This window comes from Ralstonia sp. Ralssp135 (assembly GCF_047304345.1).
Taxonomy (GTDB): domain Bacteria; phylum Pseudomonadota; class Gammaproteobacteria; order Burkholderiales; family Burkholderiaceae; genus Ralstonia; species Ralstonia chuxiongensis.
The window spans coordinates 25,425-43,541 of sequence record NZ_JBGLYZ010000036.1; the positions used below are offsets into that span (position 1 = coordinate 25,425).

General features: G+C 64.1%; 11 protein-coding genes. 4 read left to right on the plus strand and 7 right to left on the minus strand.

Annotated features, from left to right (window positions below):
- Positions 1 to 8: 8 nt before the first annotated feature.
- Positions 9 to 338 carry a hypothetical protein gene (locus tag ACCD03_RS20470; RefSeq protein WP_024978665.1) on the minus strand — a complete coding sequence of 110 codons (330 nt, stop codon included), beginning with the start codon at positions 336 to 338 and terminating at the stop codon, positions 9 to 11.
- A gap of 97 nt (positions 339 to 435) precedes the next feature.
- Positions 436 to 1,380: a LysR family transcriptional regulator gene (locus tag ACCD03_RS20475; RefSeq protein ID WP_045201564.1), complete on the minus strand. Its 945-nt coding sequence runs from the start codon at positions 1,378 to 1,380 to the stop codon at positions 436 to 438.
- A 339-nt stretch (positions 1,381 to 1,719) separates the two neighbouring features.
- Between ACCD03_RS20475 and ACCD03_RS20480 the strand changes: the two genes are divergently transcribed.
- The 4 genes from ACCD03_RS20480 to ACCD03_RS20495 all read left to right on the plus strand — a co-directional run bounded on the left by ACCD03_RS20480 (position 1,720) and on the right by ACCD03_RS20495 (position 9,067).
- A complete protein-coding gene (locus tag ACCD03_RS20480; RefSeq protein WP_413412710.1) occupies positions 1,720 to 2,811 on the plus strand; it encodes an alpha/beta hydrolase in 1,092 nt (363 codons plus the stop codon).
- Between the two features lie 115 nt (positions 2,812 to 2,926).
- Positions 2,927 to 4,246, plus strand: a complete 1,320-nt coding sequence (locus ACCD03_RS20485) for an efflux RND transporter periplasmic adaptor subunit (RefSeq protein WP_413412711.1) — start codon at positions 2,927 to 2,929, stop codon at positions 4,244 to 4,246.
- 38 nt (positions 4,247 to 4,284) lie between these two features.
- Positions 4,285 to 7,491, plus strand: coding sequence for an efflux RND transporter permease subunit (locus ACCD03_RS20490; RefSeq protein ID WP_413412712.1), 3,207 nt, complete (start codon positions 4,285 to 4,287; stop codon positions 7,489 to 7,491).
- Between the two features lie 61 nt (positions 7,492 to 7,552).
- Positions 7,553 to 9,067, plus strand: coding sequence for an efflux transporter outer membrane subunit (locus tag ACCD03_RS20495; RefSeq protein WP_413412725.1), 1,515 nt, complete (start codon positions 7,553 to 7,555; stop codon positions 9,065 to 9,067).
- Between the two features lie 904 nt (positions 9,068 to 9,971).
- Here the strand turns inward: ACCD03_RS20495 and ACCD03_RS20500 are convergent.
- From ACCD03_RS20500 to ACCD03_RS20520, 5 genes are read right to left on the minus strand one after another with little or no spacing between them, the layout of a single operon-like run.
- Positions 9,972 to 10,133 carry a hypothetical protein gene (locus ACCD03_RS20500; RefSeq protein ID WP_413412713.1) on the minus strand — a complete coding sequence of 54 codons (162 nt, stop codon included), beginning with the start codon at positions 10,131 to 10,133 and terminating at the stop codon, positions 9,972 to 9,974.
- Position 10,134: 1 nt separating this feature from the next.
- Positions 10,135 to 10,659, minus strand: coding sequence for a DUF4303 domain-containing protein (locus ACCD03_RS20505; RefSeq protein ID WP_253534614.1), 525 nt, complete (start codon positions 10,657 to 10,659; stop codon positions 10,135 to 10,137).
- A gap of 11 nt (positions 10,660 to 10,670) precedes the next feature.
- Complete coding sequence (locus ACCD03_RS20510) at positions 10,671 to 15,245, minus strand: DUF6531 domain-containing protein (protein ID WP_413412714.1); 4,575 nt, start codon at positions 15,243 to 15,245, stop codon at positions 10,671 to 10,673.
- Between the two features lie 13 nt (positions 15,246 to 15,258).
- Positions 15,259 to 15,681: a DcrB-related protein gene (locus tag ACCD03_RS20515; protein ID WP_413412715.1), complete on the minus strand. Its 423-nt coding sequence runs from the start codon at positions 15,679 to 15,681 to the stop codon at positions 15,259 to 15,261.
- A 4-nt stretch (positions 15,682 to 15,685) separates the two neighbouring features.
- The gene (locus ACCD03_RS20520) at positions 15,686 to 17,968 is read right to left on the minus strand and encodes a type VI secretion system Vgr family protein (protein WP_413412716.1); all 2,283 of its coding nucleotides are present in this window, start codon (positions 17,966 to 17,968) and stop codon (positions 15,686 to 15,688) included.
- Positions 17,969 to 18,117: the final 149 nt, after the last annotated feature.

The following is an 18,117-nucleotide window of genomic DNA, read 5'->3' on the forward strand; positions in this document are numbered from 1 at the left end:
GTCGCAGTTTATGCGCGCGATGCAGCGCCGGCCTTCGGATAGCTGGCATCGCCATTCCACGACAGGTAGCCATACGTGTCGGCCTGGCGATCCGCGCCTTGGCTGTACGGATCAAAGCGATCGTTCTTCCACGACAGGTAGCCATAGGTGTCTGCCTGGCGGTCGGCGCCTTGGGTGTATGGGTCGAAGCGGCCCGCCTGCGTCGCGGCCGGAGCGTCAAAGTTGGGCTGGATGGAAGCCGTTGCGGGCTGCGACAGCAGCGCGGCAGAAGCCGATACGGTGGCCACCATGGCCAGGACGGCGCGGCGGGAAAAAGCGGAGAAGAGGCGGGAGTTCATGATCTGTTCCTTGTTCGTTTGCGCTCGTTGTTGCGCTTGGAGGGCAGAATAGATCGTTGCTCCCGTCTGATAAATGCGACTTTGCAGAAATAACTGTTCAGGCGGCGCTAACAATCTGCAGCCGCGGATTTTCCTTGAGCTGCAGGCACGGGTGGTCAGCAAACAGCGTCGCCACCCAGTCCACAAACACCCGCACCTTGGGCGACAGGTGCCGGTTGTGCGGATACACCACCGACACAGGCACCGGCTCCGAAACATGGTCCGGCAGCACTTCCACCAGCGCGCCCGACATCAGGTGCTCGTACACCAGGAAGCGCGAAGTCTGCAGCAGCCCCAGGCCATGCAGGCCGCACGCCACCGCCGATTCGGCATCGTTGACGGACACCATGCTGCGCACCTTGTGGATCTGCTTCTGTCCGTCGATCACGAAATCCCAGTCCATGCGGCGGCCATTGCGCGCAGAGAAGTAATTCACCGCCGTGTGGTCCTGGAGGTCTTCCAACGTCTGGGGCGTGCCGAAGCGGGCCAGATATTCGGGCGACGCGCAATTGACCATCGACAGCTGGCCGATGCGCCGCGCGACGAGGCTCGAATCCTGCAACTCGCCGCCACGCACGGCGCAATCCACACCTTCCTGGACCAGGTCGACGGTGCGGTCGCTCATGCCGATCTCCAGCTGAAGATCGGGGTACGCCTCGTGAAAATCCCGAATGCGCGGCACAAGCAACCGTTTGCCAATCGACGCAGGCACGTCGATGCGCAGGGTGCCGCGCGCCCCCGATGCGCTTTGCGAGAACGCAGCCTCCGTCTCTTCCAGATCGCCGAGCAAACGCACGCAGCGCTCGTAGTACGCAGCGCCATCGGCCGTGACGTTCACGCGGCGCGTGGTCCGGTGCAGCAGGCGCACGCCGAGATGCGCCTCAAGGCTTTGCACCAGGTTCGTCACCGTGGCGCGGGGTAACTGAAGGCTGTCGGCAGCCTTGGTGAAACTGCTGGCCTCCACGACACGCGTGAAAACCTGCATGGCCTGCAAGCGATCCATCTGCGGCTCCTTAGGGACGGACTCCACGGGGCGGGCGCACTGCCGGAATCAAACGGGCAATGCGCCGGACCTGTGGAATCAAGGGGTCTGCTCATGCTCGAGAACACGCACGCGCTCTGAGCATGAGGCGCGATCAGGAAGGCGGCGACTACGGGTTTTCGCAGTGCAACAAGATCGGCCTCGAGCAAGAACACTTTGTAGCACAACCGTAAATTTTGATTGTTCGGCTGCAACTAATAGTGATGTCCGATTATAGGCATTTATCCGCGTTCGTCTAATCACCATCATTCAGCCCATCGATATCCGGGTTATCCGCAAAGGTAAGCCCCGCCTGACATCATGGGTTCTTCTCCACCGCGCCTCGTTGTTTCGGATCGCACGCTGACCGGCGATGCGGCTTCAGCCGCTGTTCGTCCAGCGCGACCGTACGCAACGCCCGCCCCCACAAATGTTGCACTGAATAACAATTTGCGCGGCGCAGCATCCACGCTGCCTAAGCAAGCTTCTGCATGCGATGAAACGGCTGGCGCGGGGCCGCTGCCGCGCGAGGTCACGTCCGAAGACTATTGGACGCAGGGTTACGCCAGCCGCATCCGCCTGCGCGTGTTCCGCCCTGAAATGCACGCCGACGATGCCGCCGCGCCGTTGCGCCGCCCCGGGGTGCTGTACCTGCATGGCGGTGGTTTCGTGCGCGGCTCGATTGACGATGCCGATGCACCGGCGCGCCTCCTGGCCGCCACATTGCCGGCGGTGGTGGTTACGGTCGGCTATTCGCTTGCGCCGGCCGCGCCCTTTCCCGCCGCGCCCGAAGACGTGTACGCCGCACTGTGCTGCATGGCCGACCATGCCGAGGCATGGGGCATTGACCGTCGCCGCATCGCAGTGGCCGGGCATGACGCCGGCGGCAACCTGTCTGCCGCGCTGACGATGATTGCGCGCGACCGTGGCGGCCCGAACCTGCGCGCCCAGGTCCTGATCGCGCCGATGCTCGATCCGACCATGGCCCGTGTGCGCCCAGACCATCTGGCCAACGCCGACAACTCGGCCGAGGTCTGCGCCGATTGCTACCGCCAATACCTGCCCCGCCCGACCGAGCGCGTGCACCCATACGCCGCACCGGTCGAATCGCGCCGCCTGCAGGGCCTGCCCCCCGCCCTGCTGCTGACCGCGCCGCAAGACCTTCTGCGCACCGAAGCCGAGCGCTATGCCGCGTGCCTCATTGAAGCGGGCGTCGTCACGCAGGTCGTGCGCGTGAACGAGGCCTGCCATGACTCGATTGCCATGAGCGCAGTGACGCAAGACGAGATGACGTGCTTCCTGCGCTGGCACCTCGGGATGACGCGGCAAGCGGCTGCGCCACGCAAACGCCGCGCACGTGCGGATCGAAAGGATCACACCTCCATTGACCCGACCGCGGAGACGCCTGGCTGAACCCATACAACAAGAAACGGAGTGCGAGGCCGCCCGCGTGTTTCTACGCTGCGGCCAAAGCGCTTTTATCCAGTCTTTTTCTCTTTGCTTACCCAACAAAATCGAGAGAGTCATCATGAGCCTGTCCAAACGCACACTCGCCATTTCGGTTGCCGCCGTGCTCGGCGTTGCAGCTGTGGGCACCTACGGTCTGGTCTCCAGCGCCGGCGCATCGCAGCAGCCGGCAGCCGCCCCCTCTGCCACGCCGGTGGATGTGGCACCGGTCCTGGCAAAGAACGTGGCCGAATGGGACGAGTTTTCCGGCCGCATTGAAGCCGTTCAACGCGTTGAAGTCCGCCCGTTGGTGAGCGGCACCGTGACCGCCGTCCACTTCAAGGACGGCAGCATCGTCAAGAAGGGCGACGCGCTGTTCACCATCGACCCGCGCCCCTACGCTGCCGAAGTTGCCCGCACGCAAGCCGCGCTGACGGCCGCCAAATCGCGCGTGGCCTACACGACGTCGGAGCTGGACCGTGCACGAAAGCTGGTGGCCGACAACGCCATCGCGCGCCGCGAGTTTGAAGAGAAGGAAAACGCCGCACGCGAGGCACAGGCCAACCTGCAAGGCGCCGCCGCCGCGCTGGACGCCGCCAAGCTGAACCTGGAGTACACGCACATCGTGGCGCCGGTCGCGGGCCGCGTGTCGCGCGCGGAGATTACGGTCGGCAACGTCGTTTCCGCCGGCGGCGCTGCCCCGGTATTGACGACGCTGGTGTCGGTCTCGCCGATGTACGTGGCGTTCGATGCGGATGAGCAAAGCTATCTGCGCTACTCCGCCAAGGCGGCCCAGGGCGCGAAGACACCGGTCTACATCGGGCTGGCCAATGAAGACGGCTACACGCGCGAAGGCGTAATCCAGTCCGTCGACAACCGGCTGGACGTGCGCTCGGGCACCATCCGCGTGCGCGCCACGCTGGACAACGCCGACGGCCGCCTCACGCCCGGGCTCTACGCCCGCGTGCGCATGAGCACCGGCGCACCGCACGACGCCATCCTCATTAGCGACAAGGCCATCGGCACGGACCAGGACAAGAAGTTCGTCCTGGTGGTGGATGCCGCCAACAAGACGAGCTATCGCCCGGTTGTGCTAGGCGCCTCCATCGACGGCCTGCGCGTGGTGAAGTCGGGCCTGAAGGCGGGTGACCGCATCGTCGTGAACGGCATCCAGCGCGTGCGCCCGGGCGACGCCGTGGCACCCAACACGGTGACCATGGATAGCCTGGTCACCAAGCGTGTGGTGTTGCCGGGTGCACAGCCGGAAGCCCCGGCCGCGCCCGCCGAAGCCAAAGCCCAAACACCCGCCGCGCCCGCTGCGCCCGCCGCCAACGCCGAAACCAAGCCCGCCAACGCCAAGACCGCAGCCAACGCCCAACGCCTTCCGGCCGACCGCGCCTGATTGCGCCGGATTGCGACCGAAACTCATCGCTCACAGCCATGAACTTCTCTAAATTTTTCGTGGACCGCCCGATCTTTGCGGGCGTGCTATCCACGCTGATCCTGCTGGTCGGGATCATCTCGATCTGGCGATTGCCGATCTCGGAGTACCCCGAGGTCGTGCCGCCTTCGGTGGTGGTGCGCGCGCAGTTCCCGGGCGCCAACCCGAAGGTGATTGCCGAGACCGTCGCCTCGCCGCTCGAAGAGCAGATCAACGGCGTCGAGAACATGCTCTACATGCAATCGCAAGCCAACAGCGACGGCAACCTGACCACGACGGTCACCTTCAAGCTGGGCACCGACCCTGACAAGGCGCAGCAGCTCGTGCAGAACCGCGTGTCGCAGGCGCTGCCGCGTCTGCCCGACGTGGTGCAACGCCTGGGCGTCACCACCGTCAAGAGCAGCCCCGACCTGACGATGGTGGTGCACTTGCTGTCACCCAACGACCGCTACGACATGACGTACCTGCGCAACTACGCAGTGCTCAACGTCAAGGATCGTTTGGCGCGTATCAGCGGCGTCGGCCAGGTGCAGCTCTTCGGCTCGGGCGACTACTCGATGCGCGTGTGGCTCGACCCGAACAAGGTGGCCGAGCGCGGCCTGACGGCCAACGAAGTGGTCAAGGCCATTCGCGACCAGAACGTGCAGGTGGCGGCTGGCGTGATCGGCGGATCGCCCTCGGTGCCGGGCACGGATCTGCAACTGTCCGTCAACGCGCAAGGCCGGCTGAAGACCGAGCAGGAATTCGGCGACATCATCCTCAAGAGCTCGCCCGATGGCGCCGTCACGACCCTGCGTGACGTGGCCCGCATCGAGCTGGCCGCATCGGAATACGGCCTGCGTTCGCTGCTGGACAACAAGCAGGCGGTGGCCATTCCGATCTTCCAGGCGCCGGGTTCCAACGCGCTGCAGATTTCGGATGACGTGCGCAAGACGATGGCCGAGCTGAAGGAAGACTTTCCCGAAGGCGTCGACTACCGCATCGTCTATGACCCGACGCAGTTCGTCCGATCGAGTATCGAAGCCGTCACGCACACGCTGCTGGAAGCGGTGGCGCTTGTGGTGCTCGTGGTGATCCTGTTCCTGCAGACGTGGCGTGCGTCGATCATTCCGCTGCTGGCGGTGCCGGTGTCCATCATCGGTACGTTTGGCCTGATGCTGATGTTCGGCTTCTCGATCAACGCGCTGTCGCTGTTCGGGCTGGTGCTGGCGATCGGGATTGTGGTGGACGATGCCATCGTGGTGGTGGAAAACGTCGAGCGGAACATCGCCGAAGGGTTATCGCCACGCGAGGCCACCTACAAGGCCATGCGCGAGGTGAGCGGCCCGATCATCGCCATTGCCCTGACGCTGATTGCCGTGTTCGTGCCGCTGGCCTTCATGACGGGCCTGACCGGTCAGTTCTACAAGCAGTTCGCGCTGACGATCTCCATCTCGACCGTCATCTCGGCCTTCAACTCGCTCACGCTGTCGCCGGCGCTGGCCGCCCTGCTGCTCAAGAGCCATGACGCGCCGAAGGACTGGCTGGCGCGCACGATGGACAAGGGCCTGGGCTGGATCTTCCGTCCGTTCAACCGCGTGTTTGGTGCCGCATCGGAATCGTATGGCCGCAGCACGTCGCGCGTGATCGGCCGCAAGGCAGTGATGCTCGGTATCTACCTGGCCTTGATCGGTGCGACTGCGCTGCTGTTCAACAAGGTGCCGGGCGGCTTCGTGCCGATGCAGGACAAGCAGTACCTGGTGAGCTTCGCGCAACTGCCGGACGGTGCATCGCTGGACCGCACGGAAGACGTCATCCGCCGCATGTCGGACATCGCCCTCAAGCACCCCGGCGTGGAAAGCGCCGTGGCGTTCCCGGGCCTGTCGATCAACGGCTTCACCAACAGCCCGAGCGCCGGCATTGTGTTCGTCACGCTCAAGCCGTTTGACGAGCGCAAGGCTCCCAACCTGTCGGGCGGGGCAATCGCAGGGCAGCTGAACCAGCAATACGGCGCCATCAAGGACGCCTTCATTGCGGTGTTCCCGCCGCCGCCCGTGCAAGGCCTCGGTACGGTGGGTGGCTTCAAGCTGCAACTGGAAGACCGTGGTTCGGTCGGCTACGAGCAGCTCTTTGCCGCCACGCAGGCCTTCATGGCCAAGGCACGCAAGACGCCTGAGCTGGGCCCGTCGTTCTCGAGCTACCAGATCAACGTGCCGCAGTTGAACGCAGACCTGGACCGCGTGAAGGCCAAGCAGCTTGGCGTACCGGTGACCGATGTGTTCGACACCATGCAGGTGTACCTGGGCTCGCTGTACGTGAACGACTTCAACCGCTTCGGCCGCACGTATCAGGTGAAGGTGCAGGCAGACGCGCCGTTCCGCGCCCATGCAGAAGACATCCTGCAGCTGAAGACGCGCAACGCCGCTGGCGACATGGTTCCGCTGTCATCGCTGCTGCGCGTCTCGCAAGGCTTCGGCCCCGACATGGTGGTGCGCTACAACGGCTACACCGCTGCCGACATCAACGGAGGCCCCGCGCCGGGCTTCTCGTCTGGCCAGGCGCAGGCGGCTGTGGAACGCATTGCGCATGAAACTCTGCCCAAGGGTGTGCGCTTCGAGTGGACGGATCTGACGTATCAGCAGATCCTGGCCGGCAACTCGGCCGTGTGGATCTTCCCAATCTGCGTGCTGCTGGTGTTCCTGGTGCTGGCTGCCCAGTACGAAAGCCTGACGCTGCCGCTGGCCGTGATCCTGATCGTGCCGATGAGCTTGTTTGCCGCCATGCTGGGCGTCTGGCTCTCGCATGGAGACAACAACATCTTCACGCAGATCGGTCTGGTGGTGCTGGTGGGGCTGGCGTGCAAGAACGCGATCCTGATCGTGGAGTTTGCGCGCGAGCTTGAGCTGCAAGGTCGCACCATCGTGCAAGCCGCCATCGAGGCCTGCCGGCTGCGTCTGCGCCCGATCCTGATGACGTCGATCGCTTTCATCATGGGCGTGGTGCCCCTGGTGGTGTCGACCGGCGCCGGCGCGGAAATGCGCCATGCCATGGGCGTGGCCGTGTTCGCGGGGATGCTGGGTGTGACGCTGTTCGGCCTGTTCCTCACCCCGGTGTTCTACGTGCTGCTGCGCACGCTGGCGGCACGCCGCGGCCAGCGCTCTGAAGATGCACCCGACCGCGATCTGGACCTGGACGGCGCGCTGCCCGTGCCCTCGGCCCAGCACTAAGGTCAACACTCATCAAGACATCGCTATGAACGCGTCTATACAACAACAAACAGGTCCGGCCATGCGGCCGGGCCGCTGGACCCCGCTGGCGCTGGCCGCCGCGCTGTTCCTCGCGGCCTGCTCGCTCGCCCCGACCTACGAGAAGCCGGACGTTGGCACACCCAACGCCTTCAAGGAAGCCGCACAACCGGCACAACCGGCGGACGCACCGTTGGCCGCAGGTGAGCAAGGCAAGTGGAAGACCGCCGAGCCCGCCCTGCCCGCCGACGGCGCGTGGTGGAAGATCTTCAACGACCCGACGCTCGACAAGCTCGAAGCGCAGGCCGCTGAAGCCAGCCCCACGCTGGCTGCCGCAGCCGCGCGTGTGAACCAGGCGCGTGCCTTCGTGCAGGCCAACCGTGCATCGCTGTTCCCGGAACTGGATGCGGGCTTCGGCCCGACGCGCCAGCGGGCTTCGGCAGCATCGGCGGGCTTGCCAGTTGGCGCGCCCGTGCAGCCGCAGACGTACTGGCGTGCGCAATCCACCGTGGCGTATGAGGTCGACCTGTTCGGCCGCGTGCGCAACAACATCGATGCCGCCGGCGCCGATGCCGAGCGTGTCGAAGCGCTGTACCGTGCCGCTCGCCTGTCATTGCAGGCCGACGTGGCGCAGACGTACTTCAGCCTGCGCACGCTGGATGCGGAAGAGGCCTTGCTGTCCCGCACGCTGGTCGGCCGTGAAGAGGCGCTCAAGCTGGTGCAGCGCCGCTTCAACACGGGCGACATTGGCGAGCTGGACGTTGCCCGCGCCGATGCCGAACTGGCAACGGCACGCTCCGACCGCATCGGCGTACAGCGGCGCCGCGCGGTGCTGGAGCATGCACTGGCAACGCTGCTGGGCAAGGCACCGGCTGATTTCACGATGGGCACCGACCCGCTGCAATCGGCCGACGTGCGCGTACCGGCCGGGCTGCCTTCCGCCCTGCTGGAACGCCGCCCCGACGTGGCTGCCGCCGAACGCTCGATGGCGGCGGCCAACGCACGCATCGGCGTGGCGCGTGCGGCGTTCTTCCCGCAACTGCAGCTCACGGGTGGCTTCGGCTACGAGTCACACGACATCGGCGACCTGCTCAAGTGGGGCAGCCGTACGTGGATTCTCGGCCCGCTGGTGGGCACCGCGCTGTCGCTGCCGATCTTTGACGGTGGCGCCCGCAGCGCCGGCGTGAAGCAGGCGCGTGCCGCGTACGAAGAGAACGTTGCCAACTACCGCGAAAGCGTGCTCGTCGCCTTCCGCGAGGTCGAAGACAACCTGTCGGAACTGCGTCTGCTGGCCGATCAATCCAAGGCACAGGACGATGCCGTACGCGCTTCCACGCGCGCCGCGCAACTTTCGCGCACGCGCTACAACGCGGGGTCGGTCAATTACCTGGACGTGATCGATGCCGAGCGCAACATGCTGTCCGCCGAACGTATCGGCGTGCAACTGGCCGGCAGCCGCATGAACTCCACGGTGGGGCTCATCAAGGCGCTGGGCGGTGGCTGGGGCGATCTGCCACCGGCCAACGCGGCCAACCCGGCAACGGTGGCGCAGCAGTAAGAATTTCTCTCCTCTCTCTCTGGAAAGCGAGATCTGCGCGGCTTCGGCCGCGTTTTTTTTTGCCGTTTTGCAGTGAACTGCGCCGATTGCGGCGGCGAACGCTTCTTCCGCGTCCCGATTCCATGCACGAGGCTCGGGACTTCAACAGCGGTGCGCATATTGCCCATTTCGATTCCCAGCGAGCGGCGATCGAACCTTGTCGAAGCAGACCTGACCCTTAACCCACCGCCGTTGCCCCGTAGACGGCGGAGCGCCGCAGTTTTCGGTGCGCGTGTCGATCCCAAACATTCGATTGCGACAGTCCGAGAGCGGCGCTCGACCATCAAACAGTGGCGCACGGCCCTCGGAGGCCCGAACGCGGGCCAAAAACATCCGATACATCGGACCTCCGAGACCCGACCGTCGCCCTCAAACCGTCGATGTTGGCCCTCTGAGGCTCATGCGCGACGGTCCAAGGCTGGAAGCCGGCTGTCAGAGCTCGGAAATTTCGACCTCCGACTGCGGAAGGCGACTGTTCGAGGCTCGCGTGTGGCCCGTGGAGGTTCGACCGCGAGGGTCGGAGGGTCACGTTCCAGCCATCAACGCCCGTGATCGGCAGTTTGAGGGCGATGCTCCGGCGTGCCGCCAGACATGTTCGAGCCACGTGGGTTGCACTAGCTGAGCGGAATTCGAGTGACTTTGGATTGCCGTCGAGAAAGATGTCCAAGCCGCCGCCCATATAGGCGCGGGTCAGTTCATCAGCCGCCTTATCGAAGTTGCCTTGCTCGTAGTAAAGCTAGCCGAGGCGAAGATGGATGTACGGATTGCCCAAGCCCTTGGGACACTGCACGGCGTTGTAGACGCACTTGAACGCCTTGTCGAAATTGTTCGTGCGGAAGTGGACGTCGCCAATGGCGACGTAAATCTACGTGGCGGCTTCCCAGTCGAGCGGGTTGTCGGGCAGCAGGCGCAGTGCGGCGGTGTATTGCTGTTTGGCGGCGTCGAGGTTCCCCTGCTCTACCAGTTCGTCGCCCTGGGCGCACAGCGCGACGATTTGCTGATGAATCGCTTCCGGTAGCTCCGGCATATCACCCCAGGGAAACAATCCAATTCCGGAATTCCTCAGCGAGTTCACGCCGGTTCAAGCGAGCGATCCAGTCGCTTTCCAAATCACTTTCGCCATCGGATATGGTGAAAACCAACACCCCTGTTTCATCCATATCGGAGAAAAAACCCTTCGATTTCATGGATTCGAGCACTGCAACACAGGATTCGTAGACACGCTCTCGGAATGCTTCGCGCTTGGCTTCCGAATCCAGCTTTTTGGCCTCGTTATTCAAAAGGATGGAGATATCCTTGAAGTACTCCGCACCTTCGAACTCGTGATCCCACTCACCGGGACTCCACCGGTAATAGACGGCGTCCCCCGGGTCATCGCCAATCATCTTTTGCAGGTGACCAACCGAATTCACGGCAGGTGCGACCGTCACCGCATCCGGATCTGAATACAGGGCATAGCCGCAAAAAATCTGGCTAGGAAACTTTCTTCTTACTGCGAGAAAAGCTTCTGAGGCAGCCTGCTCAATCTTCGAGCGAAGATCGTCGAAATCCATGTCAATCCCCGTTAATCGAAAAGGGTTCCAATCGTATCATTCCTGAAATGCTCTTTTAGCTTGGCCAACGCATCTACAACCGCCTCCCTCGTTCCCACGGTTTGGTGCGCCTCCACCAACGCATCCCGAACAGCTTTAGCAGCGGCGGTGCTGTGGTTCTTATTTGGCGCCCATCCCAAATTTTCCTGTCCTCTGTACCAATCGATATCGTAGTTTTCGAGGACGTCTTTGCTCTCGTCCAGATACTCTCGCATCTTCACGCCGCGCCCCTTCTTGAACACTGCATGGTGTCCATGCGGGTTGACCATGTCAGCCGGAGGATCGCCCTCGTAACCACGTACCAGCCCACCCCAATCGGGTTCCGACTCGCCTTCTTTCGGACCATATTTCCGGCCGCCGGTTGTGTTACCACCGGCGCTTTCTCGGGTCCCCGGCACCTCAGGCAAGGTGCCGTCTTCTGCCGTCTTGGACAACTTCGCAGCATCTGCCGCCGAGTACCCCTCCGCACGCAATTGCTTATATCGGTCGTACCGCTCCGGACAAACCGCCAGCCCAAGTGGATCCACCTCCCGCAACGGGTTCTGCACATAGCCCTGCGTACGGTGCCCGCCCCGGATGGCAATCGGGTCAATGCTGAGATAGCAGCCGCTGTCGGGGTCGTAGTAGCGGTTGAGGTTGTAGTGCAGGCCGGATTCTTCGTCTGCCCATTGCCCCGCAAAACGCAGGCTGGTGTCTGGGGCGGGTTCTGCCGCATGCGCCTCTTCGCTGATGCGCTTGCCCCACAGGTTGTAGCGGGCAGACCAGACTTTCTCACCCGAGTCCCGGTATATCTCCAGCGGTAGGCCAGTGGGTGCGCAGAAGATGGCGTACATCTGGTCGCCACGTTCCTGGGCCAACGGTGCGAAGCTTTCGGGCTCGAAATGCCAGGTCGTGGCAACGCCCATGCTCCCATCGCGACCGCTTTCCCACTGTTCGGCCAGCGTGTAGCCATCCCACAAGAAGCGCACCGCGCTGCCTGTCCCGACATGCCTTTTTTCAACACGCCTGCCGAAGGCGTCGTAGCGGTACGTCCAGGTTTCGTTGGCGGGGGTGTGCAATCCGACCAGGCGGTTCAGGCCATCCCAGGTGTAACGCCATGTCCGGGGTTGAGCGCCCGGCTCCTCGATGGTCTTTTCGATGACCCGCCCGCGAGCGTCGTAGCGGTAGTGGACATGCCCCGCCTGAACGGGCAAGCCACCAGCCAGGTAGCCGTGCCGATCAACCGGCCCGGGGCGGCCATGCGCGGCAATGTTCCCGGACACATCGTAGGCATAGTGCTCAGCGGGCTGGCGAACGCTGTCGACGGAAGTGACTTGTCCGCGTACGTCGTGCGCATACGCGAAGCTGTCTGCGTCGGTATCGATCTGCGCGAGTTGCCCGGCAGCGTCGTAACGGAAATGTTGACGCGTCAGTTGCTGCAGCGCTTCAACGGGGTTGACCGGCAGCGCGTCGAAGGCGGTACGGGGGCCGACTGTCTGGCGCTGCAGGCGGCCTACGGCGTCGTACTGTCGCTGCAAAACAAACTCACCGGCCTGACGACCTGTTTCGTTTCCGAGCAGATCCCGCTGGATGCGCATGCCGCCAACCTGCGTGAGCGCGCCAAGCGCATCGTACTCATAGCGTGTCTCACGATGCGCCGTCTTGCGCGCATCGCGTCGACCCCGCGCATCGTAGGCATGCTCAACGCGCTGGCCGTGCTGATCCTCTTCGATCAAGCGGCCCTTGCCGTCGTAGCGAAAGCGGATGATGTGCGTGGACTCGCCTTGCACGGCCGCAGCTGTCATGCGCCCGGCGGCGTCGTACCGATAGACGAGTTTGACATCGCCCGCGTCGATGGCCACAGGGTGATCCCCCGCGTCATAGCGATAGAGCCAGACACCGCCGTCCGGCCACGTCTTCTTGACCACGCGCCCAGCTACGTCTCGCTCATAGTGCGAGACTCGACCACCCCAGTCGATCTCGGTGACAAGCCGCCCGGCCGCGTCATAGCGGAACTCCCACACCTCACCGCGCGCGTTGACGATCCGTGCCGGCCGCGTCGCATGGTCGTATTCAAAGCGGGTGATGTGACCTGCGGCGTCAATCGTGCTTGTCAGCAGATCGAACGGACCGTAGGTATGGCGCGTGATGCGCCCCAGCGGATCGGTGCTCGCCACCGCCAGCCCCTCGGCGTTGTAGGCGGTGCGATGCGTGCTGCCGTCCGGCAGCGTGGTCTGCGCCCGGCCGCCGCGCGGGTTGTCCAGGCCGGCGGCGTAATCGTGACGGGTCACGTTGCCCTTCGCATCAACTTCTTCCAGCAGGCGGCCAAGCACGTCAAAGCGCGAGCCGTGCTTCGCGCCGTTCGGGAACCGCGTGCTGATGAGCCGAAGCTGTGCGTCGTAGTCGAAGCGGGTTTCCTGCTCGGCCTCGACCGCCCGCAGAAGCTCGCCCCGTTCACCGTACCGATAGCGTTTGACCTGCCCATCGGGTTCGGTGCGTGCGATCAGCCGATGCTTGTCGTCATACTCCATTGCCACGCGATCACCGTTCGGCTGCACCACAGCCGCAAGGCGACGCTGTGCGTCGTACTTGAACAGCGTGGCGCCGCCGGTGGGATCGCCCATGCTGGCCAGCCGGCCCTGTGCGTCGTACCCAAAATCGGTGCGCCGCCCGAGCGGGTCGGTTTGCGACACCAATCGGCCGAGTTGCCACTCGCGTTGAATCACATGTCCAAGCGGGTTCACCTCGCGTGTGACCAGTCCTTCGGCGTTGTGGGCGTAGAGCCATTCACCATCGACATCGAGCACACGCGTGACGCCGTCCTCATAGACGAAGCGGCCGGTGTGGTAACCCTCGCGCGTGCCGGTCTCGACCACGCGGCCGAAGCCGTCGTAGGCGTAGCGAACCTCTGTCTGGTCGGCGTCGCGCCAGCTCGTCATCCAGCCGTGCGCGTCGTAGGAGTAGTAGAACTGGCCATGCTGAAAGCTCGATACCTGCGCGAGCATCCCGCCTTCATACACGTAGTCGGCCAAACGTCGTGTCTCGCCCGACTCTTCGAGCAAGGTAATGCTGGACACAGTCCGCAGCGCGCCCGGATACGTCAACACGAGCGCGCAACCGGTCGTGTGTCGCAGCCCTGTCAGCCGGCCATGCGAGTCGTACTCGAACGCGATGGCATTGCCGCTCCAGTCCTCGATACGCTCGATGCGCGATACGGCGCCGTCGACCAATGGCGCAAACCACAGGATATGGCGCGTTTCATCGTCAAGCACGCGAGGTGCGGCTCGCGTGCCCTCCAGGCGATAACGTGATTCGCGCAGGTTGATGCCGTTGAGATCGGCATCGGGTGCCTCAAAGGTGATCGTGAGCCCACCGCCATCGAAGAAGCGAACGAGGCGACCTTCATCCAACCGCAAGCGCTGCGACCAGTTCGTTGACCACTTTGGACCGAGCAGGCCCTCGTCATCCGAACGCGTGCGGTAGCGGCGCGTGAGCACGAGAGGCAGAACACCGGGAATCGACACGTCTGTGCGGATCTCCACCATCTCGCCGGTCGCCACGTCGATCGGGTCTTTGCAGTTGGTGGCGGTTTCGTCTTTGACGCCATCACGTTCGGCCGACTTGTTCGGCTCCCCCGGCGCCCTGCCGCCGATCATGCCGCCCAGCTTCGCCCCAAGCAGCCCACCCACGAGACCCGCAAAGAACTCCTCGCCCGCCGTCAGCTCGGGGTTTTTCGGCCCGAACTGTCCGGTGGTCTTGTCGATCAGGATGCTTTTGCGGCCGGAGTTCACCTTGCCGCTGCAATGGCTCGAATGGCCGATGCGCACGATCGGCAGTTGGTTGACGGTGATGGTCAGACTGCCTTCGACCAGCGGCTCGGGCCCGGGATGCTTGTCGCAGGCGATGATGTCCGTCACGCGCGCCGCGGCTTTACCCTCGAACGTGACGTTGCCTGAACCCGTGGCGATCTTGCCGCAGTTGCTGCCCATGCTCTGGCTGGCCGACGCCAGAGCACTGCCGATGCTCAAGCCGCCTGCCATGCAGGCCCCCACCAGCACTGCGCCGGCGAGCCCGCCCGTGGCCACGGTTGCCGCCACCATGGCACCGATGGCGACCCCGATCGCGAGACCGGCCACCATGCCCCAGAAGCCTGATGAATGCGCGATGTCGTCACCCACGCAGGCGGGGTGCGGGTCGCCCCGGCCGATGGTGAGGCCAAGCTTGTCGCCGAGCCACTCGGCGCCTTCCGCCATCGCCCCTGTCACGCCGATCTTGCCCAGCACCCACGCACCACCGAGGGCCACCACGGCGGGCACCGCCGCCAGCGCCGCCGCGCCCGCTGCTGCTGCGCCGGTCGCACCTGCGGCGGTGGCGGCCGTGCCCGCTGCGTACGCACCGTAGCCGACGTCGGCACCCAACATCCCATAGTTGGCGCCGTCCACCCACTTCATCTGCGACTGCTTCTTCGCCTCGCCGTCTTCCAGGCTCTGAAGCGCGGCCAAGCGCTCCTCGGCCGTACCGCTCGGCCCGGTCGGAGAAGTGGGTGTGCTTGGATCTTGATCAGCCATGACTGCGCTGCGCTCAGGCCGGCTCGTTGAGGCGCAGGCTCTGCACGACCCCCTCAACCAGCGCTTTCTGGCTGGCGCTCAGCACGCCCGGGGCGGTAAACGTGAGCATCAGCGCCTGTTTGCCGTGCTCCACCATCGTCAGCAACTGCTGCAGCGGCCGCCCGTTGTTCGACCATTTGTATTCGTGCGCATACGCTGCCCGACCGGACACCGTGGTTTCGCTGCTGCCAACGGCCTCGTAGTCGGGCACCTGCTTGGCGAGCTTTTGCAGCTCACTGGCGGCGTACTCGCCAAACTGCATGCCCCATGGCAGACGCTCGCGCGTGATGACAAAGCTCACGCCTTCCGTGCCGGTGGAGGCGGAGACGAACACATTCATCGTCTTGTCGATCCAGTCCGGCGGGAGCGACAAGGAACCTTCCTGCATCTGATACATGATGTCAGCCGTTATCCGGGTTGATATGGGTGTTGGGTGCCTGGATCTTGATCTCGGCCGCATCCAGCCGGATCGTGGACGAGCCCTTGTGCAGCTCAATCGCGTCGGCTGTCATGTGGATCGACGTACCGCCAGCGCCGCCCACCTTGATCCACAGTTCCTTGGCCTCGATCGTGTGCACACCGGCGGGCGACTTCTGCGTGGTGTTGCCTTGGGTCACGGTGTGGGACTGATCGCCGACCGACACCGTCGTCTCGTAGTTGCCCTGGGCAACGGTGAGCTTCTTGTCACCCTTGGCGACGGTGGTTTCCATGTTGCCGGTATCGACCTGCGTCTTGTGATCACCCTGCGTCACCAATGTCGTGCGGTCACCCTTGACCGCCTCGCTCATGTTGCCGGTAGAGACTTCAGTCGCATGGTTGCCCGTCGACACCAGGATCGTCCGATCGCCCTTGACCACATGCGTGCTCTGCGCGTCTTGCACCACAGTGTTCATGTCTTTCTGCGCGTGCATGAACACCTCTTGCGCGCCGTTGACGTCAGAGAAGCGCAGCTCGTTGGAGCCGCCGCCCTTGTGCGTCTGGCTGCGGATGCCCATGGTCTGGCCGTTGTCGCCGTGGTAGGGGTTGGCGGCCTCGCCGTTGAAGACGCGGCCGACGATGACAGGGTTGTCGGGGTCGCCCTCGTTAAAAGCAACGATCACCTCTTGGCCGATACGCGGGATAGCCGCGCCGCCCCAACCGGCGCCGGCCCACGGCTGCGACACGCGCACCCAGATGGAATCGGAGCCATCCATCTTGCCGCGCCGGTCCCAGAAGAAATGCACCTTGACGCGGCTGCCGTCGGTATGGATCTCTTCGCCTTTTGGGCCGACCACCACCGCCGCCTGCGTACCGTACATGTAGGGCTTGGGTGTGCGGCGCTCGGGGCGGAACGGCACATCCACGGGCAGGCACGTAAAGCTGTTGCGGTACGGCTGCTCGGCGCCCTGGCTCGTGTAGTCGTTCACGGCGTGGTGGCGTACGTGCAGCAGCACAAAGGACTTGTCGTCGTATGCGGAGACGGGGTGATTGGTCAGCCGGAAGCGCCCGGCCGTGGTCATGGCCTGCACGAAGCCAGCACCCTTGAACCGATGCGCCTGCGCCTCTTCTGCCTCCATGGCATAGCGCGCGTACCGGCGGCCGTCGTCGCTGTGGTCGTACAGCGAGTGGTATTCGTAGCGCTCGGTGCCACCGATGTTCGGGTTCTTCAGCGTGGTCGGCACTTCCACGTGCATCAGCGGCGACGACGGCGTGTCGTAATTGAAATCCCGATAGGTGATCTTGCCTACGCGAAAGTTGAACGCCTCGTCCCACCGGTCGATGCCGTTGCGCTCGCTGGCGGCGCTGGCGCCGTAGTACGAAATCGTATCGACAGGCGTCAGCGGCTTGAACAGGTCGTTGGTGTCGCCAATGACGAGAACGTGCCGGTCTTTCTCGTAGCGGTGCGTCCAGAACATGCCCTCCTGCTCCAACAGGCGGGCGCAAAAGTTGTAGTAGGACTCCCGGTACATGACGACGTATTCGAGCCGCGCCTGCTCCGACTTCAGGTTGAACTCGAAATCGTGAAAGCCGAGCTCGACAAAGATCTCGGAGAGGATGTCTTCCGCCGTCTTGTTCTGGAAGATGCGGCAGTCCGTCGAGCGCGTGAGAAACCAGAACCACGGCACCACCGTCATCTCGTAGCGAGTGACCGAGCCGGGGTGCCCGACTCGCCCGAACGATGCAACGTAGCCCTGAAAGTAGCGCTGGCCGATCTCCGGCCCGGCCGCCAACTGGCTGAACACGCCGCCGGTGGACTTGGGTTCCAGCGACACCGACACCTGCTGCCCGACGATCTTGTCGATCTCAATTTCGCTCTGGTGCGATAGCAGGTCGAGATGGATTTCCGGCAGGCGGCTAACGTACTCGTCCACCACCAGCGCGTTGACCAGCAGTACGTCGGGCCCGAGTGGCGACTCCATGCGCACGAAGCGGCTGTCCTGCGTCAGGCGAGACTTCGCGCCCGGCATGCCGTTGATGGCATCGGCAATCGAGGCTGGCGTACGCCCCAGCAATGACATGCCCGTCTGCGCCAACTGCGCAGCGCGGGCCGCGCCGCCTATCAAACCGGCCCCCGGCGCGTTGCCCAGCATGCCTGCGGCGTCCGCAACCATGCCGATGCCCGACGACAATCCGCCGCCGGACAGCGTCGACAAAAAGGAATTTCCGGACGGCGCTTTGCCGTTGCCGGTAGAGGTGAAACTCATGGGCCCGCTCCCATCGTGCTATGCGATTTGCACCGGCCGGGCCAACTACGCAGACTCGTTGCCTTCAGCCGGAATCCCCCCGGCATGCCCGCCGATACGTTGTCGACAAGCGATGGCTCGCATGCTAGTGGAAGCATGCGTTTTACAGA

Coding starts and splice junctions, on each gene's coding strand:
- ACCD03_RS20470 (WP_024978665.1), bottom strand. CDS start 338: ATGAACTCCCGCCTCTTCTCCGCTTTTTCCCGCCGCGCCGTCCTGGCC.
- ACCD03_RS20475 (WP_045201564.1), bottom strand. CDS start 1,380: ATGGATCGCTTGCAGGCCATGCAGGTTTTCACGCGTGTCGTGGAGGCC.
- ACCD03_RS20480 (WP_413412710.1), top strand. CDS start 1,720: ATGGGTTCTTCTCCACCGCGCCTCGTTGTTTCGGATCGCACGCTGACC.
- ACCD03_RS20485 (WP_413412711.1), top strand. CDS start 2,927: ATGAGCCTGTCCAAACGCACACTCGCCATTTCGGTTGCCGCCGTGCTC.
- ACCD03_RS20490 (WP_413412712.1), top strand. CDS start 4,285: ATGAACTTCTCTAAATTTTTCGTGGACCGCCCGATCTTTGCGGGCGTG.
- ACCD03_RS20495 (WP_413412725.1), top strand. CDS start 7,553: ATGCGGCCGGGCCGCTGGACCCCGCTGGCGCTGGCCGCCGCGCTGTTC.
- ACCD03_RS20500 (WP_413412713.1), bottom strand. CDS start 10,133: ATGCCGGAGCTACCGGAAGCGATTCATCAGCAAATCGTCGCGCTGTGC.
- ACCD03_RS20505 (WP_253534614.1), bottom strand. CDS start 10,659: ATGGATTTCGACGATCTTCGCTCGAAGATTGAGCAGGCTGCCTCAGAA.
- ACCD03_RS20510 (WP_413412714.1), bottom strand. CDS start 15,245: ATGGCTGATCAAGATCCAAGCACACCCACTTCTCCGACCGGGCCGAGC.
- ACCD03_RS20515 (WP_413412715.1), bottom strand. CDS start 15,681: ATGTATCAGATGCAGGAAGGTTCCTTGTCGCTCCCGCCGGACTGGATC.
- ACCD03_RS20520 (WP_413412716.1), bottom strand. CDS start 17,968: ATGAGTTTCACCTCTACCGGCAACGGCAAAGCGCCGTCCGGAAATTCC.